Genomic DNA, 17,663 nt, shown 5'->3' with positions numbered 1-17,663 from the left:
TGCTCGGCGGGCATGTGGCCGCCTCCAGAAGAAGAGCGGCAAACAGCCGCCCGTGTAGGAGCGTCGCCCTCGGCGCGATGCGCTTGTGGCCATCCCGCAAAATCCATGGTGCGACAGCCATTCGCTGAGAGGTCGCAGCTCCTACGGAATTGCACAAAGCCACCGCCCGTGTAGGCGCGTCGCCCTCGGCGCGATGCGCTTGCGGCCATCCCGCAAAATCCATGGTGCGACAGCCATTCGCTGCGAGGTCGCAGCTCCTACGGAATTGCACAAAGCCACCGCCCGGGTAGGCGCGTCGCCCTCGGCGCGATGCGATGGCGGCCATCCCACAAAACCAGTGGGCGACCCGCAATCGCTGCGGGGTCGTGGCTCCCACGGGGCCAGGGCAGGCCGCCGTTTTGCGGGCCAGTGCTTAACTGACTGGCATTAACCCCCGGCCTGGCCTTTCTGCGCTTCATTCGAGCGGCCGCCGCTGTCTCGCAGCTGACCCCGGCCATGTCACGCCCTTGACCCATATCATTATCCCTGACCCGCCCATGCCCTAGACTCCGTGCTTTTCGGACATAGAGCCTGCCTTCATGCGACGCGAGCCCATCGTGCTGTTCGACAACGGTACCCACAAGTGCATGATGTTCGACGATCTGGTCAGCGGCGAGGGGGTGCAGTCCAATCAGTTTCTGATCATCGACCATGATCAGTACCTGCTGCTCGATCCGGGCGGCGATCTGACCTACACGCCGCTGTCGCTGGAGATGTCCAAGCATATTCCGGTGCAGGATCTGACCTATATCTTCGCCTCGCATCAGGACCCGGACATCATCGCTTCGCTGGACAAGTGGCTGCTGCACACCCGGGCGAAGGTGATCTGCTCCAAGCTGTGGGCGCGGTTCCTGCCGCACCTGACCGCCAACTACCTGGCCATCAGCCATGGCATCACCACCTACGACCGCATCATCGCCCTGCCGGATCGCGGCCAGAGCTTCAGCCTCGGGCGCTGCAAGCTGAAAGCCGTGCCGGCGCATTTCCTGCACTCGGTGGGCAACTTCCAGCTCTACGACCCCATCAGCAAGATCCTGTTCTCCGGCGACATGGGCGCGTCCATGCTCGACGACGCCAGCCCGGTGCAGGACTTCGTCAACCATGTGCCGAGCATGGCCGGTTTCCACCGCCGTTACATGGCCAGCAACAAGGTCTGCCGGCTGTGGGCGGCCATGGTGCGCGACATGGACGTGGCGATGGTCGTGCCGCAGCACGGCCGGCCCTTTTTCGGCCAGGAGATGATCAGCGCCTTTCTGCACTGGATCGAGAACCTGGAGTGCGGCCTGGATCTGCTGGGCCAGGACGATTACCGCCTGCCGCAGTGAGCGGGCTTTCCAGCTCAGGGTTTGCAAGGCACACGTGGGCGGCTATCGTGGCGCATTGATCGCCTTGCGTGCCGAGAACCCATGCTTACTCCATCGTTCCCCTTGCCGTTCCTGGTCGGCTGATGCCCGGTACCGTATTCGCCTGGCGCAGCGGCAACCGCTTCGTCCTGCTCAACGATGGCCCGGCCTTTTTCCCGCGGATGATCGAGTGCATCGATGCCGCGCGCCATCAGCTCGAACTCGAGCAGTACCTGGTCAGCAGCAGCGCCTGTACCGATGCCCTGCTGCGCGCCCTGTGCGATGCCGCCCGGCGTGGTGTGGCCGTGCGCTGCCTGTTCGACGCCTTTGGCTGCCAGGCGCTGAACACCGGCGACCGTCAGCGCCTGCTCGAGGCCGGTGTGCAGTTGCGCTGGTACAACCCGCTGATATGGCGGCGCGGCGTGCGCAACCTGTACCGCGATCACCGCAAGCTGCTGGTGGTCGACGGCCGGGTGGCCTTCGTCGGCGGTACCGGTTCGACCGACGATTTCTGGATTCCCGGCGAGCCGCTGAGCGCCTGGCACGAGGTGATGGTGCAGATCGAGGGGGAGCTGGTGGCCGACTGGCTGCAGTTGTTCGACCGCCAGTGGCAGGCCAACAACGCCCGTTTCGCCTGGCGGCCCTACCTCACGCCGCACCGCAAACCCTTGCCGCGACTGCCGGCGCCGGGGCCGGGCTGGGGGCGTGTGGCCTACGCCGATGCCCGCCAGCACCGCGACATCCTGCAGTCGCTGGTGCGCGCCATCAGTGGCGCCGAGCAGCGTGTCTGGCTGGCCACGCCCTATTTCCTGCCGACCTGGAAGGTGCGCCGCGCCCTGCGCAAGGCCGCCGGGCGCGGTGTCGACGTGCGTCTGTTGCTCAGTGGGCGGCATACCGACAACCCGCCGGTGCGCTTCGCCGGGCAGCGTTACTACCCGCGCCTGCTCAAGGCCGGCGTGCGCATCTTCGAGTTCCGCCCGCGCTTTCTGCACCTGAAGATGGTGCTGGTCGATGACTGGGTCAGTATCGGTTCGTGCAACTTCGACCACTGGAACCTGCGCTTCAACCTGGACGCCAACGTCGAGGTCCTGGATGCGGATTTCACCCGCGCGGTGCAAGGCAGTTTCGAGGCGGATTTCGCCCAGAGCCGCGAGGTCGACCTGGACAGGTGGCAGGCGCGCCCGTTGTGGACGCGCCTGCGCCAGCGCCTGTGGGGCTGGCTGGATCGACTGGTGGTCAATCTGCTGGACCGGCGGCGCTAGCGGCGTTCCAGCGGCAAGCGCACGGTAAAAATGCCTAGGCTGGTCCTTTATTCGATCCGATAGCTGAAGGTGTTCTTCACGTTGGCCACCGCAACCGCCTGCCCGTTGACGATCCTGGGCTGATAGCGAAAGCTCTTCGCCGCGGCCAGCGAGGGTTTGATGAACAACGGATGGCAGGTACCGGCTACCTGGGGTTCTTCCACGCGGCCCTGGGCGTTCACCGTATACACGACGGTGCACTCGCCTTCGATACGCCGATCCAGGGCGCGTTGCGGATAGTCCGGCGCCTGCTTGGCGATGGGCAGATACTGCCGGCTGGCAGCCTCCGCTTGCGCCCGGGCCGCGGCGGCCGCCGTCTGGCGCTCGGCTTCGGCCGCCCGAGCCTGGGCGAGTCGCTGTTGCTGCAAGTGCGCTTGACGCTGCTGCTCTTCCCGGGCCAGTTGCTCGCGGCGTTGAGTGGCTTCCCGACGCTGCTGGCGTTCAGCTTCGCTGCGTTGCGCCTGTTCGCGACGTTCCTGCTGCACACGTTTTCGGGCCAGATCCGCCTGCTCCACCCTGGGCGCCTCGACCACCGGCTCGGGCGCCGGGGCGGGCGGTGGCGGGGCGGCCGGCGCCGGTGCTTGCGCGGCAACGGGAGGTGGCTCGACGGGGGCCGGCAGCGAGACCAGCTGGGTCTTGATCACGGCCGGCGTGGCCGGCGTCAGGGGCGCGCTGTTAGACAGGTTCAACAGGACGAAACCCAGCCCCATGTGCAAGGCCAGCGCCACACCCAGGGCAACGCCGTGCTCGCGCCAGGCCGGCCAGAACAGGCGCGGCTCATGCCGTGCAAATGTCAGGGCGCTCATATCAGGGCGCCTCGGTGATCAGCCCGAGACGACTGACGCCGCCGCGCTGCAACTCGGCGATTGCAGCCACCACGGCGCCGTAGTCGGCGTGCTGGTCGGCGCGGATATAGACCTGGGTCTGTGGATGCGCGGCGACGAGGGTCGTGATCTTCTCGGCCATCTGCTCCTTGTCCACGGCGCTGTCGGTCTGCGATTCGCTATCGATTTCGCTGCCCAGGTTCCAGTAGTAGCCGCCGTCGTGCTTCACCGACAGGGTGACGATGCGTTGCTGGTTCGGCGTCGGCAGCGCTTCGGCGGCTACCTTGGGCAGTTCGATCTGCACGCCCTGCACCAGCATCGGCGCGGTGACCATGAAGATCACCAGCAGCACCAGCATCACGTCGATGTAGGGCACCACGTTCATTTCGGCCTTCAGGCCATGCTTGCGTATCGGTCTGAGCAGCATCGTGAAGTCCTCCTCAGGCCGCCGCGGCCATGCTTGGCGCCGCGCCGTGCAGGCTGCGCTGCAGGCGCCCCTGCAACTCGTTGGCGAAGGCGTAGTAGCGGGCGATCAGGGTCTGGCTGCGGGCGGCAAAACGGTTGTAGGCCATGACCGCGGGAATCGCCGCGAACAGGCCGATGGCGGTGGCGATCAGGGCTTCGGCGATACCCGGCGCCACGGTCGAGAGGGTGGCCTGCTGCACCTGGGACAGGCCGAGGAAGGAATTCATGATCCCCCACACGGTGCCGAACAGGCCGATGTAGGGGCTGACCGAGCCCACGGTGGCGAGGAACGGCAGACCTTTTTCCAGGCGCTCCTCCTGCTCGGCGATGGCCACGTGCAGGCTGCGTTCGACACCGTCGAGAAGCGCATCCGGGTGCTCGCCCGCATGGGGCCGCAATTGACTGAAGGTCTGGTAGCCGGCGAGGAAGATGCGCTGCAGGGCGGCATCCGCCGGCAGTGCCTGCTGGCTGTCCTCGCGGTACAGCTGGCCGATCTCGTCGCTGCGGAAACGCTTGAGAAAGGTCTTCGCCTGGCGCTCGCTGCGGCGCAGCACACCACCGCGCTGGATGATCAGGTACCAGCTGAGCAGCGAGGCCAGCACCAGGCAGAGCATCACCGCCTGGACCACGATGCTGGCCTCGCTGACGAGGCCCCAGACGCTCATGTGTTCGAGATTGGCTTGGTCGTGCATGACGATTCCCCTTGAATCGGTCGAGCCCTACGGCTCACATTGGAAGGCAGGGACGTTGCGCTCTCGTGACAGGCGCAACGTCCGGCGTATCACTCCAGGCCCAGGGCGTCGGCGACCGCCGACCAGGGCACGTACTTGTAGTTCTGGTTGCCTTCGGGCATGCGCTTGCGGCCGTCCTGCAGCACCAGCAGGCCGGCGCTCCACGGGCCGCCGAGGTTGGCCGAGGTGACGTCCAGGCCATCGGTCTCGGAGGCGCCATCGATGCCGAGCCGGGCGTTCAGGCCGACCCGGAAGCTGCCGCGCAGCCGGTACGGCGCCTGGGCCTCGACCACCACGTAACTGTCGTTGCCCTGGCTGGAGATCACCAGGTAGTCGCGCTGTTTGCCGTGGTAGAGGCCCAGGCCCTCGATGTCGTCCTGCAGTGGGCCACCGACGGCGATGACTTTCTCCAGCTCTGCCTGCGCATCACCACGGGCATCCAGCGCCCACACGGCCACGTCTTCCTCGCCGATATACAGGCGCTCGTTGCGGTCGTCGGCCACGCAGCCTTCCGGCTGGGTCTCGGTCTTGAAGCGCCTTGCCAATTGGCCGGTCGCCTGGCCGCTCTTACCGCTGAGGCGGTATTGCAGGAAGGTGCCGTCCTTGTCGTTGGCGATGGCGTGAATGGCGCCCTGGCGATCCTTGAACAGGCACAGCCCGTAGATGTCCTCGAGCGGCGTGGCGATCTGGCCGATATCGCTGAGCTCACCGCTGGCCGGATCGATGGCGAACAGGTGCAGGCTGTTGTGATCGCGGTTGCTGGCCACGGCGAGATCCACCTGGCGCTTGCCGAGGGTGAAGCCCGGACGGATATCGACGTTGTTGAGACGGCCGGCGCGCAGGTTCTGCACCTGCTTGCCGGCCAGGTCGTAGGCGAGCAGCCCGCCTTTCTTGTCGGTGCCCAGTACGCGGCTGCGCTCGGGATAGCGGGTGTTGATCCAGATCGCCGGATCGTCCGCCGCATCGCCCAGGCTGGGCACGCCATCGGTTTGTACCAGCGGCGCGATCTGCGGGATGACTGTCGCTCGCGGCGTCGCTTTCGGCGTCCAATCCAGGGTCGCGCTACGTGCACCGTCATCGTCGATCAGCAGCAGCTCAAGGCCCTCGGCCGTGGCGCGGGCACTGACCTGTTCCGGCTCGTCGAGACCGTCGAGCCTCACCACGCCAGCGCGCTGCCACTGCTCGGCGCCACGCTGATACAGGTGCAGGTTCGCGGCGCCTGAATCGAGCAGCAACAGGGCATCGGGCAACACCGCCATACCCGCGGCGCTTTCAGCCAGGGCGCCAAAAGGCGCGAGCAACTCCACCGGCTCACGCACCAGCGGCGCTTCGGCGCCAGCCGGGTAACGCCAGACACCGACATTTTCTTCGTTGACGTAAAGGCTTTCGCTGCGGTCATCGACCTGGCAGAAGCCACTTGCCGGCGGCAGGCTCAGGGCACGCACCAGGCGTGCGTCAGCCAGCGGCCGGCCATTCTCGGCGACCAGCCATTGCTCGCCTATGCCCTCTTCGCCCAGCAGGAACAGGTAGTCGTTGCGCGCGCTGTCGCGGTACAGGCACAGACCTTCGATGGCGAAACGGGTTTTCGGCAGGTAGTGCGCGCCGCCCCAGGCATCGCCTTGCAGCCGCACCAGCAACGCCTGCTGACGCTTCTTGTCGAGGGTGGCGACCAGCAGGCCGCTGTCATCCGCACGATGGTCGAGGGTTTCGAAGCGGCCGGATAACTCGCTTACCACCTGGCCACTGCGATCGATCACCTGCAGGGCTTTGCGGCCGATCTGCAGGCGTTCGGCGTTGCTCAGAGACGGCAGTGGCGCCAGCCACTGAGTGCTTTCAGTGGCGATCGGAGAGCGGCCGATCTTTACCGTTGGAGCGGCAGCGGAGAGCGCTTTCTCCGGTGCGGGGCTCTGGCAGGCGGCCAGGGTGACGCAGAGTCCCAACAGGGACAGCTTGAACATACGCATGGATGAAGAGTGTCCTGCAGCAGTCATTGCGTAGGAGCCGGCTTGCTGGCGATTAGGCTGGCGAAGCTCACGCCAGTCTTCGACTGCGTAGCGCCTCGCCGGCAAGCCAGCTCCTACAGGATCGTGGTCAGAAGTGAGTGAGAGTCAGGCCGATCTTGTAGGTCGGGCCGTACTCTTCGTATTGGGCGTTGTAGCCGTGGCGCCCGGTGTAGACGTAGTAGGACTCGTCGGTGATGTTCTGCGCCTCGAAGGTGAGTTGCAGGTCGGGGGTGATGAAGTAGCCAGCCTTGAAGTCGACGAACAGCTGGTCGTCGACGTGCAGATCCTGGTTCTTGTCTTCGATGGAGCCGATTTCGTACAAGTAGCTGGACTTGTAGTTGGCGGCCACGTGCACGTTGAAACGGTCGTTCTCCCAGCCAACCATCAAGTTGCCGACGGTGTCGGACTGGTTCGGCATTTCGATGGAGCGCTTGGCGCCCTGACCTGACAGGGTCGCGTCGGATTTGCTCAGGGTCAGGTTGGCGCCGAGCAGCACGCCGTTCCAGGGGGCCGGCAGCCAGTCGAATTTCTGTGAGTAGGCCAGCTCGACACCGTAGAGCTTGGCGCTGCTGCCGTTCTCGAAGCTCAGCGCTTCGTCGAAATCGGCCCAGGCGCCCGTGCCGGCGAGATCGGTGTTGTAGATGAAATTGTCGATGTCCTTGTAGAACAGGAACCCCGACACCACGCCGGCGCGGCCCATGTAATGCTCGATGCCGAGGTCGAAATTCATCGATTCCAGCGGTTTGAGATCGGGGTTGCCAAAGGAGGCGTCGGCCCCATCGATGGCGAAGCCCGGCGCCAGTTGGCCGAAGGTCGGACGCACCACGGTGTTGGTCCAGGCCGCGCGCAGCGCCGTGGAGGGCGAGAGCTGGTAGCGGGCGTGCAGGCCGGGCAGCCAGTGGTCGTAACGCTTCTTGCTCTGGCTGTCCTCGTACACACCGTCGCGCAGCCCGGTGCCCTTGGCTTCGAACTCGGTGCCTTCGTAACGCAGGCCGGCGATGAAGCGCCAGTCGCCCACATCCAGGCTGTTCATCAGATAGGCGGCGTTGATGTCTTCGCGCATGTCGAAGTCGTTGATGCGCGAGTTTTCCTCGTCGTAGAACGCCGCGCGATCCAGGCCGCCGATCAGATTCTTGATGGCGCCGGGGCTGATGCCGTTGCCGTAGTTGCCCAGGGAATAATCGACGTTGCCGCTCTGGAAACCATCGAGCCCGACACCGGAAAAATCGTCATAGACCCAGACTTCGGTATCGCTGGTCTTGTCGCGGCGGCTGAGCTTGCCACCGAACTTGACCTGAGCGGCGTTGCCGCTGAAGTCATAGTCGCGGGCCAGATCGAGGCGGATGTTCTTCTCCTTGTCCTTGCCTTTGACCTTTTCCCACTCCACCTCGTCGAGGGTGAAGGAGGCCGGGTCGTAGAACGCGCCGCCCAGGGAGAGGCGCGGTTTGCGCGTGCCATCGAAACCGACGTTTTCGAAGTCGCCGACGAACTCGGCACCGGCGATCCCGCCTGGATCCTTCTCGGTGGCCTGGCTGTAGCCGGCCTGGGCGCTCAGCGTCCACAGGTCGATCAGGCGCTCGCCACCAATCACGTAGGACTGGATTTCCTGGGTGTCCTGCCGGGATTTCAGGTCGCGCCAGCCCTCGGCATCGCCACGCTCGCCGGAGGCCTGCGCATCGGCGAACTCGACGCCGGCGGCATTGCGGATCTCGGTGTCCTTGAACTTGCTGTAGAGGGTGCGCAGGTAGTAGCTGGAGAAATCGTCCGGCTGGTAGTCGAAGTTCAGGCCGAAACCGGTGCGCTCGCGGGTGATCTGGTAATCGCGCTGCTCGACCTCTTCCAGGCGCGCGCCATCCGCGAAATCCCAGGCGCCGCCGGTCTCGACGTTTTCCGAGCCGAACTTGCGCTTCTGCCAGCTGAACGCCGCGGCGATACCGAAATTGTCGGTGCCGTCGCCGAGGCTGAAGCGGTCGCTGATCGCGCCGGAAAACTTCGGGCTGTTCTTGCTGACGTTGGTGTCGTGGCTGCCTTCGGCGGAGAAGGTGTAGAACAGGCCATCGTGGTCGAAGGCCGACAGGCTCTGTACCTCGATGGTACCGCCGAGGGAGTTGGCATCCATGTCCGGGGTCAGGCTCTTGACCACCGACAGCGACTGCACCAGCTCCGCCGGCAGCACGTCGAGCGCCACCGCGCGGCGGTCGCCCTCCGGCGCGGGCACCAGGGTGCCGTTGATGGTCACGCTGTTCAGGTCCGGGGCGATGCCGCGCACGCTGACGAAGCGGCCTTCGCCCTGGTCGCGCTCGACCGACAGGCCGGGTATGCGCTGCAGCGCTTCGGCGGCGTTGTCGTCCGGCAACTGGCCGACGCCGTCGGCGTGCACCACGCTCTTGATGCTGTCCGAGCTTTTCTGCTCGCGCAGCGCCTTGTCGATGCTGGCGGCCTGGCCGACCACGTCGACGCGTTCGATGGCTTCTTCCTCCGCCCAGGCCGGAGCCGTGGCGATGGCGACGGTCAGCAGGCTGACCCTGAACCGCGCATTACGGGTTTGACGAAAAGGCATTGCCATCCTGATTCCCTCGCTTCAATGGCCCCTGGCGATACCAGGAATGGCAGCGGACGTTAGAAATCCTTTGTGGCACTTGCGTGACACCGGTTGCCGGTGACGCCCCTGAAGCGGCGTTTTCCAGCCCCAACCAAGGCCTTTTGAGCTGAATTGACCCCCGATCGCCCCGGGCGGCCGCGCCCGCGTCTGCTACGCGCTGGATCGGCTGAATCCAGCCCGGCCAGCGCCTCGCCGGAGCCGGCTTGCCGGCGATCCGCTACGGGTGCCCGTGCACGCATGCCAGGCTGAATCCAGCCTGAAAAAATCGCCCTCGGCGAAGCAGATTCCCTGAGCCGAATCGACCCCCCAGCCAGTCACCGAACCGTCATACGGCTTTGTTTCCTTGACGCTCCGGCTCATCGAGGAATCGTGGAATGTATCGCCCCCTACTGCTTGCATCCCTGCTCGCGTCTGCGCTGCTCGCCCAGCCCACGCTGGCCAACGACACCGCGCTGCCGCGCTCTGCCGGCCTGCCCTATGCCGCGGGCAACCTGGCCGACCGCATCGTGCTCACGCCGGGGCAGAACGCGGCGACACAGATGGCGATCGCCTTCCGCACCGATCTGCGGCAAGCCAGTGCCATGCTCGAGCTGGGCCCGGCGCTCGCCGGCCCGGCCCTGGACGCACGGGCCAGGCTGGTGTCCGGCAGCACCCGGCGCCTGGACGGCGAGAACGGCCCGGCCAACTACCATCAGGTGCGTCTGGAACGGCTCGCCCCGGATACCGCCTACGTGTACCGCGTGAAGGGCAGCGCCGGCTGGAGCGAGTGGCACCAGTTCCGCACCGCCAGGGCGGACTTCGCTCCCTTCACCTTCCTCTATCTCGGCGACACCCAGAACGACATCCTGGCCATCGCCTCGCGCACCATTCGCCAGGCGCTGCGCAGCGTCGCGCGCCCGGCCCTGGTGGTGCATGCCGGTGATCTGGTGGCCTCGCGGGACGCGCTCGCCCACGACGACGAATGGGGCGAGTGGAACCAGGCCGGCGGCTGGGCCTATGCCGCCATTCCGCAACTGATCGCCGCCGGCAACCACGAGTACCTCGATACCCGGCTGCCGGATGGCTCGGAAAGCCGCCGCCTCAGCCCGTACTTTCCCGCGCAGTTCGCCTTGCCGCGCAACGGCGCCGCAGGCGTGGCCGACACCAGCTATTTCAGCGACTACCAGAACGTACGCTTCGTCGTCCTGGACGGCACTTCGGCCCTGGAACTCGGCACGCTGCAGGCGCAGGCCGATTGGCTGGAGAGCGTTCTGCAGAGCAGCCGGGCGACCTGGAACATCGTGGTCATGCACCAGCCGATCTACAGCTGTTCCCGCCCCGAGGACAGCGAAGAGCTCAAGGCCGCCTGGAAGCCGCTGCTCGAGCGCTACCGGGTGGACCTGGTGCTGCAGGGCCACGATCACTGCTACAGCCGCCTGAGCCATGCCGATGGCCGCGACGCCAGCCGCAAGGCGCAGCAGGCCAGGCAAGCCATCGGTCCGCTGTACCTGGTCTCGGTGACCGGCTCGAAGATGTATGGCCTCAGCGAGCGCGCACGCACGCAGCCCGACCGGGCGGCCGAAGACACCCAGCTGTACCAGACCGTCGCCGTCGAGCGGAACCGCCTGCGCGTGCGCACCTACAGCGCCGCCGACGAGCTGTATGACGCCTTCGATATCCAGCGCGACGACAAGGGCGACAAGTACCTGCACAGCCCCGACCTGAAAAAGCCGAACGAACGGCTGTGCGACAACGGCACCGGTCCCGACGGCCTGCCCTGCACCGCCAGGGGCAAGTGAGCGTGTCATCGTTCTGAGATATTCGCCCGGCATGCTCGCCCAGCCGGGAGCCCGCTGCAGGAGAACTGCCATGAAGTCGCTGTTGAAGATGCATCGCCTGACCCTCGGCGGCCTGTTCCTGGCGGCCAACAGCGGCCTGCTGATCTACCTGGCCGCCGGCGATATCAAGTCCTGGGCCGAGATCAACTGGACCGACGTGGTCGGCGAGGGCGGCACCTGCCTCATCCTCTGCGGCTGGCTATGCATGCTGTTGCGCGGGCGTCCGGCCGGACGGGTCACCCGCCTGTTGTCGCTGGGCCTGTGCTTCACCGCCTTCTCGATGTGGATGGATACGCTCGACGAGTTCATCCGCCTGCCCGCCGAGGCGCTCTGGGACAATTGGCTGGAAACCGCGCCCATGCCGGTGGGCATGCTGTTGCTCACGCTGGGCATGTACCACCTGCAGCAGGAACAACGCGCCATCAGCGAACAGATGCGCAAGCGCGAACAGCTGTTCCGCGAACACCGGCTGTTCGACAAGCTCACTCCGCTGGCCGGCGCCCAGTACCTGCGTCAGCACCTGCAGCAGGCGCTGGCGCACGCCGAGGCCGAGCAGCAACCGCTGTCGCTGGTGGCCATCGACCTGGATGATTTCAGCCAGATCAACCAGCGTCATGGGCAGGCCGAAGGCGATCAGGTGCTGCAGGTCGTCGCTCAACTGCTGCTGTTCAACCTGCGCCAGCAGGACATGCTCTGCCGTCTGGCCGGCGACCGCTTCGTCGCGGTGTTGCCCACTACTGGCGAAGGCCAGGCGCGCGCCATGGCCGAGGACATGCGCCAGAGCATCGCCAGCGTCGCCCACCGTACCCAGCGCCACGGTGAGCGCCTGCAACTGCGGGCCACGGTCGCCACGGTCATGGCCCTGGAAGAGGATGAGGCGCAACTGCTCAAGCGCCTCAACGTCGCCCTGGCCAACGCCAAGCCCCGCCTGGCGCGCAGCGCATGACGGCCATGGGCTACGAATGCGACAGCCGCTTCATCGCCGCCCACCAGCTGCCGGCGCTGCTGATCGATCTGGCCCGCTCGCGGCAGATCGACAGCCACCATCTGCTGCGCGGTTGCGAGCTGTTCTATGAGGATGTCATCACCGGCCAGGCGCTGATCAGCCCGCGGCAGTTCCTGCGCCTGATCGGCAATGCCCGGCGCCTGCTCGCCGCGCCGGACACCAGCTTTCTCTTCGGCCAGCGCCTGTGGCCGGGGCATTACGGCGCCAGCAGCCATGTGCTGGAACAGGCCGACAACCTGCTGCAGGCACTGGAACTGATCGCCGAGTACCGGGCCCTGCTGTCGCCGCTGCTGACGCCCGTCGTGCAACTGGACGATCACCATCTGCACCTGTACTGGCGCGACAGCTGCGGCGCGGCCGAGCAGAAGACCTTCCTCCTGGAAGCCTGCATGACCGCCGTGGTCGCCCTCGCTCGCCGCCAGCAGGGCGAGCGCCTGCCCTGGCATTTCCAGTTCGCCTACGGCGAGCCGGCCTATGTCGAGCAGTACTGGGTGCACCTGGGCGAGGCCGTGACCTTCGATCGGCCGTCATCGGTCATGAGCCTGCCGCGCGAGTACCTGATGCAGGCCTGGCCGGGCGCCGGCTCCACCGGCGCGCTGGTCGCCCGCCAGGCGTGCAACGAGCAGTTGCGCGCCTGGGGCTGGCGCGCCAGCTTTCTCGATCGGTTGCATGAGCACCTGGGCCAGCACATCCGCCAGCCCTTGAGCCTGGAGCGGGTGGCCGCGGCATTCGACACCAGCCCGGCGTCGTTCAAACGCAAGCTCGGCAAGCACGGCACCCACTTCCAGGAGCAACTCGACCAGACCCGCCGCGACATCGCCCTGTACCTGTACCAGGTCAAGGGCTACAGCAACGAAGACGTGGCCCGGCACCTGGGCTTCAGCGACACCACCAACTTCCGGCGCTCCTTCAAGCGCTGGACCGGGCGGGTGCCGAGCGACCTGGGCCGCCTGCTGGTACGCGCCGGGCACTGCCGCCAGTAGATACCCGCTCAGGTGCCGCTCTTGACCCGGCTCCAGATGCGCGTGCGGAGGCGGTCGATCTGCAGCGGGATGAGCGTTTTCAGCATGGTAGACCTCGACGGGTGTTTTCGATGGGGTGGCGGCCGTGCTCGGAAGACCGGTACAGGGCGAGCACGTGTGTGGCGGTGTCGCGCACATGGGGGATGCTCATGGGCTGGACCTGGGCGCTGGAAGAGGGCGTCATTGCATGAAGCTTTCCATCAGGCCGGCCACACGCTGTGCCATGTAGCGCTGCCAGGGACGGCTGGACGGGTCGGCGAGCAATCTGTCCTCGCGCACGAAGCTGCGGATGATGGCGTTGTAGCCGAGCCAGCGGCAGGGCTCCGGCTCCCAGCGCGGCAGATCCTGCACGCGGCTGTCGTGGCGAACCCAGGGCTGGCGGGTGAGCAGGCTGTCGCGGCCGAGGATCAGGTCGGCCAGGGTGCGCCCGCCGAGGTTGCTGGCGCCCACGCCTTCGCCGCCGTAGCCGCCGGACAGGGCGATACCCTTGGCGCGGTCGCGGAGCATGTGCGGGTGGAAGCGTCGGGCCATGCCCAGGTTGCCGCCCCAGGCGTGGGTGATGCGCACGTTGCGCAGTTGCGGGAACAGCTCGCTGAACAGGTAGCGGCGCAGGCCACGCTCAGCGTCGCTGAGGTTGAAATCGCTGCGCAGGCGGCTGCCGAAGCGATAGCCGCCCCGGGCGCCGAACACCAGGCGGTCGTCGAGGCTGCGCTGGCCGTAGGTGACCTGGCGGCTGGTTTCGCTGAAGGCCTGGCCACGCTCCAGGCCGATCTCCGCCCAGGTCGAGGCGGGTAGCGGCTCGCTGGCGACGATCAGGCTCTGTACCGGTATCTGGTAGCGCCCCAGAGGCGCCAGGCTCGGGGCGTAGCCCTCGACCGCCGGGACGATCCAGTCGGCCTTCACCTCGCCGTGCTCGCAGCGCACCTTGCCGGCCTGCCAGCCCAGGGCCGGGGTACCTTCGTAGAGGTTCACGCCCATGGCTTCCACGCAACGAGCCAGGCCACGTACCAGGCGTGCCGGCTGGATGGTCGCGCAGTGCGGCGTGTACAGCGCGCCGTAGGCGCCGGGAATGCGCAGTTGCTGGCTCAGCTCGTCGGCCGGCAGCCAGCGGTAGTCGTCCTCGCCCAGGCCCTCTTCGCGATAGCCGCGCAGGTAGTCGCGCAGGCGCAGTTCCTGTTCGGGGTAGCGTGCGGCGCAGTACAGCACGCCGCCCTTGCGGTAGTCGCAGGCGATCTGTTCGCGCTGCAGCACCTGGCCGACTTCATCGGGAATGCCGTGCAGCAGGTCGTAGGACTCGCGGCGTGCCTGGGGCGAGAGGCCGGCGAGCAGGCGGTCCTCGCCGAGCAGGTTGCCCATCAGCCAGCCGCCGTTGCGACCCGAGGCGCCAAAGCCGGCGATCCTGGCTTCGACGATGACGATGCGTAACTGCGGCGCCTGGCGCTTGAGATAGTAGGCCGTCCATAAGCCGGTGTAGCCGGCGCCGATGATGGCGACGTCGGCCTGCACGTCGCCGGGCAACGGCGGGCGTGGTGTCAGCGGTTCATCCAGTTGATCCATCCACAGGCTGATATTGCGCCAGTCGTTCATGCACCGCTTCCACACAGAATGTATGCAGCAAGATTAGAAGCCCAATCGGACGTTGTCTTGCGCGCGTGTCCGCGTGTACAGGTTTTCGGGGACAGTCCGGTGTGCTGGGAGCTGCCGTAGAAGGCGCTCAGGGGGAGTGGGGTGCCATCGAGGCATCTTTACCTGACATGAATTAAATTTGTTTTTAGTGTTAGTGAATTGAGTTTGTTTCATGAATCATCGGCCCCGACAATGCTCGTCATCATTTATGCATTGGAGGTTTTCACCATGGCCCTGGCACACAGTCTCGGATTCCCCCGTATCGGCCGTGACCGCGAGTTGAAGAAGGCGCAGGAAGCCTTCTGGAAAGGCGAACTGGACGAAGCCGGCCTGCGCGCCGTGGGCCGCGAACTGCGTGCCCGTCACTGGCAGGTGCAGAAGGAGGCCGGCATCGAGTTGCTGCCGGTCGGCGACTTCGCCTGGTACGACCAGGTGCTGGCCCATTCCCTGAGCTTCGGCGTGATTCCCGAGCGCTTCCGCCCCGCCAGCGGCAAGCCGGGCCTGGATACGCTGTTCGCCATGGCCCGCGGCGTGAGCGGCGATGCCTGCTGTAGGGGTACCCATGCGCAACCCCTTCATGCACTGGAGCTAACCAAGTGGTTCGATACCAACTACCACTACCTGGTGCCCGAGTTCAGCGTCGACCAGCAGTTCGCCTTGAGCTGGGAGCAGCTGTTCGAGGAAGTGGACGAGGCCCATGCCCTGGGCCATGCGGTGAAGCCGGTGGTGATCGGCCCGCTGACCTACCTGTGGCTGGGCAAGCTCAAGGGCAGCGACGCCCAGGGTTTTGACAAACTGGAACTGCTCGAACGCCTGCTGCCGCTGTACGGGCAGATCTTCCAGCGCCTGGCCGGGCAGGGCGTGGAGTGGGTGCAGATCGACGAGCCGATCCTGGTACTCGACCTGCCTCAGGACTGGAAGAACGCCTTCGAACGTGCCTACAACATCCTGCAGCGCGAGCCGCTGAAAAAACTGATCGCCACCTACTTCGGCGGCCTGGAAGAGAACCTCGGTCTGGCCGCGAACCTGCCGGTCGATGGTCTGCACATCGATCTGGTTCGGGCGCCGCAGCAGTACCCGACCATTCTCGACCGCCTGCCGGCCTACAAGGTGTTGTCCCTGGGCCTGGTCGACGGCCGCAACGTCTGGCGCTGCGACCTGGAAAGCGCCCTGACGGTGCTGCGCCACGCCCACGAACGCCTGGGCGAGCGCCTGTGGCTGGCGCCGTCCTGCTCGCTGCTGCACAGCCCGGTGGATCTGGCGCGTGAAGAGCAACTGGATGCCGAGCTGAAAAGCTGGCTGGCCTTCGCCACGCAGAAATGCGCCGAAGTCGCCGTGCTGACCCGGGCGGTCAACCAGCCCGAGGCGCCCGAGGTGCTCGCCGCGCTGGCCGAGAGCCGCGCGGTGCAGGCCAGCCGCGCCGCCTCGCCACTTATCCACAAGCCCGCGGTGCAGGCGCGCCTGGCGGCGGTGAGCGCGGCTGACAGCCAGCGCGCCTCGCCATTCGCCGTGCGCATCGGCAAGCAGCGCGCCGTCCTGGATCTGCCGCCGTTGCCGACCACCACCATCGGCTCCTTCCCGCAGACCTCGGCGATCCGCCTGGCGCGCCAGGCCTTCAAGCAGGGCAAGCTGTCGCTGGGCGACTACACCGAGGCCATGCACGGCGAGATCCGCCACGCGGTCCAGATCCAGGAACGTCTGGGCCTGGACGTGCTGGTGCACGGTGAAGCCGAGCGCAACGACATGGTCGAATACTTCGCCGAGCAGCTCGACGGCTACCTGTTCACCCGCTTCGGCTGGGTGCAGAGCTACGGTTCGCGCTGCGTCAAACCCGCGGTGATCTATGGCGACCTGAGCCGGCCCAGGGCCATGACCGTGGACTGGATCGGTTACGCCCAACGCCTCACCGACAAGGTGATGAAGGGCATGCTGACCGGCCCGGTGACCATGCTGACGTGGTCGTTCCCGCGCGAGGATGTCGGCCGCGAGGTGCAGGCCCGGCAACTGGCCCTGGCCATCCGTGACGAGGTGCTGGATCTGGAAGCCGCCGGCATCAGGATCGTGCAGATCGACGAGGCCGCCTTCCGCGAGGGGCTGCCGCTGCGCCAGGCCGACTGGCAGGGCTATCTGGACTGGGCCACCGAAGCCTTCCGCCTGTGCGCCAGTGGCGTGCGCGACGAGACGCAGATCCACACGCACATGTGCTACAGCGAGTTCAACGACGTGATCGAATCGATCGCCGCCATGGATGCGGACGTGATCACCATCGAGACCTCGCGGTCGGACATGGAACTGCTGGAAGCCTTCGAGTACCCCAACGAGATCGGCCCGGGCGTCTACGACATCCACTCGCCCCGGGTGCCGGACACCCGCGAGATGGTCAAGCTGCTGCGCAAGGCGGCACGCCGCATCCCCGCCGAGCGTCTGTGGGTCAACCCGGACTGCGGCCTGAAGACCCGCGGCTGGGCGGAAACCGAAGCGGCGCTGGTCAATATGGTTGCCGCGGCCCGGCAACTGCGCAAGGAACTGGCCTGAGCCAGGGTGGTAGGGGCTTTGGCCGCGATGCCTTTGGGCCCTATCGCCGCTGAAGCGGCCTCACGAGCGAGCGTTCGGCTCGGTAGCCCGGTGTTGAGCGCAGCGATACCCGGGAACGGTGCCCTGGGTATCGCTGCGCTCAACCACAGGCTACGGTCTGGCCTGAGCCAGGGTGGTAGGGGCTTTAACCGCGATGCCTTTGGGCCCTATCGCCGCTGAAGTGGCCTCACGAGCGAGCGTTCGGCTCGGTAGCCCGGTGTTGAGCGCAGCGATACCCGGGAACGGTGCCCTGGGTATCGCTGCGCTCAACCACAGGCTACGGTCTGGCCTGAGCCAGGGTGGTAGGGGC

Annotated in this window: 12 protein-coding genes; 6 read left to right on the top strand and 6 right to left on the bottom strand. The window is 66.4% G+C overall.

What is annotated here, in order from left to right:
* Positions 1–578 precede the first annotated feature (578 nt).
* A complete protein-coding gene (locus DNK34_RS24800) occupies positions 579–1,364 on the top strand; it encodes an oxygen-binding di-iron domain-containing protein (protein WP_131177494.1) in 786 nt (261 codons plus the stop codon).
* A 122-nt stretch (positions 1,365–1,486) separates the two neighbouring features.
* The gene (locus tag DNK34_RS24795; protein WP_131177493.1) at positions 1,487–2,644 is read left to right on the top strand and encodes a phospholipase D-like domain-containing protein; all 1,158 of its coding nucleotides are present in this window, start codon (positions 1,487–1,489) and stop codon (positions 2,642–2,644) included.
* Positions 2,645–2,691: 47 nt separating this feature from the next.
* Here the strand turns inward: DNK34_RS24795 and DNK34_RS24790 are convergent, their stop codons facing one another.
* From DNK34_RS24790 to DNK34_RS24770, 5 genes are all read right to left on the bottom strand, one after another.
* Entirely contained in the window at positions 2,692–3,489 is a 798-nt protein-coding gene (locus DNK34_RS24790) for an energy transducer TonB (RefSeq protein WP_131177492.1), read from the bottom strand.
* A 1-nt stretch (position 3,490) separates the two neighbouring features.
* Positions 3,491–3,934 (bottom strand): protein TolR, encoded by a 444-nt coding sequence (gene tolR, locus DNK34_RS24785; protein WP_131177491.1) that lies wholly within the window; start codon positions 3,932–3,934, stop codon positions 3,491–3,493.
* A 13-nt stretch (positions 3,935–3,947) separates the two neighbouring features.
* Positions 3,948–4,664, bottom strand: a complete 717-nt coding sequence (gene tolQ, locus DNK34_RS24780) for a protein TolQ (protein WP_131177490.1) — start codon at positions 4,662–4,664, stop codon at positions 3,948–3,950.
* Between the two features lie 89 nt (positions 4,665–4,753).
* Complete coding sequence (locus tag DNK34_RS24775) at positions 4,754–6,667, bottom strand: phytase (protein WP_131177489.1); 1,914 nt, start codon at positions 6,665–6,667, stop codon at positions 4,754–4,756.
* Between the two features lie 127 nt (positions 6,668–6,794).
* Positions 6,795–9,266, bottom strand: coding sequence for a TonB-dependent receptor (locus tag DNK34_RS24770; RefSeq protein ID WP_131177488.1), 2,472 nt, complete (start codon positions 9,264–9,266; stop codon positions 6,795–6,797).
* Between the two features lie 416 nt (positions 9,267–9,682).
* Here DNK34_RS24770 and DNK34_RS24765 point away from each other — a divergent pair, with 416 nt between their 5' ends.
* From DNK34_RS24765 to DNK34_RS24755, 3 genes are all read left to right on the top strand, one after another.
* Complete coding sequence (locus tag DNK34_RS24765; RefSeq protein WP_207401627.1) at positions 9,683–11,086, top strand: purple acid phosphatase family protein; 1,404 nt, start codon at positions 9,683–9,685, stop codon at positions 11,084–11,086.
* 70 nt (positions 11,087–11,156) lie between these two features.
* Complete coding sequence (locus DNK34_RS24760; protein WP_131177487.1) at positions 11,157–12,071, top strand: GGDEF domain-containing protein; 915 nt, start codon at positions 11,157–11,159, stop codon at positions 12,069–12,071.
* Entirely contained in the window at positions 12,068–13,114 is a 1,047-nt protein-coding gene (locus tag DNK34_RS24755; protein ID WP_131177486.1) for an AraC family transcriptional regulator, read from the top strand. The genes DNK34_RS24760 and DNK34_RS24755 overlap by 4 nt, the downstream gene beginning before the upstream one ends.
* A 219-nt stretch (positions 13,115–13,333) precedes the next feature.
* On the opposite strand, the gene DNK34_RS24750 is transcribed toward DNK34_RS24755, so the two are convergent.
* Positions 13,334–14,740: an NAD(P)/FAD-dependent oxidoreductase gene (locus DNK34_RS24750; RefSeq protein ID WP_131177485.1), complete on the bottom strand. Its 1,407-nt coding sequence runs from the start codon at positions 14,738–14,740 to the stop codon at positions 13,334–13,336.
* Between the two features lie 267 nt (positions 14,741–15,007).
* Here DNK34_RS24750 and metE point away from each other — a divergent pair, with 267 nt between their 5' ends.
* Positions 15,008–17,314, top strand: a complete 2,307-nt coding sequence (gene metE / locus DNK34_RS24745) for a 5-methyltetrahydropteroyltriglutamate--homocysteine S-methyltransferase (protein ID WP_131177484.1) — start codon at positions 15,008–15,010, stop codon at positions 17,312–17,314.
* The last annotated feature ends 349 nt before the right edge of the window (positions 17,315–17,663 follow it).

Source organism: Phytopseudomonas dryadis, from assembly GCF_004327355.1.
GTDB classification, from domain to species: domain Bacteria; phylum Pseudomonadota; class Gammaproteobacteria; order Pseudomonadales; family Pseudomonadaceae; genus Aquipseudomonas; species Aquipseudomonas dryadis.
Note: the sequence above shows the minus strand (reverse complement) of the source record. Positions and strands in the feature narration are given on the sequence as shown.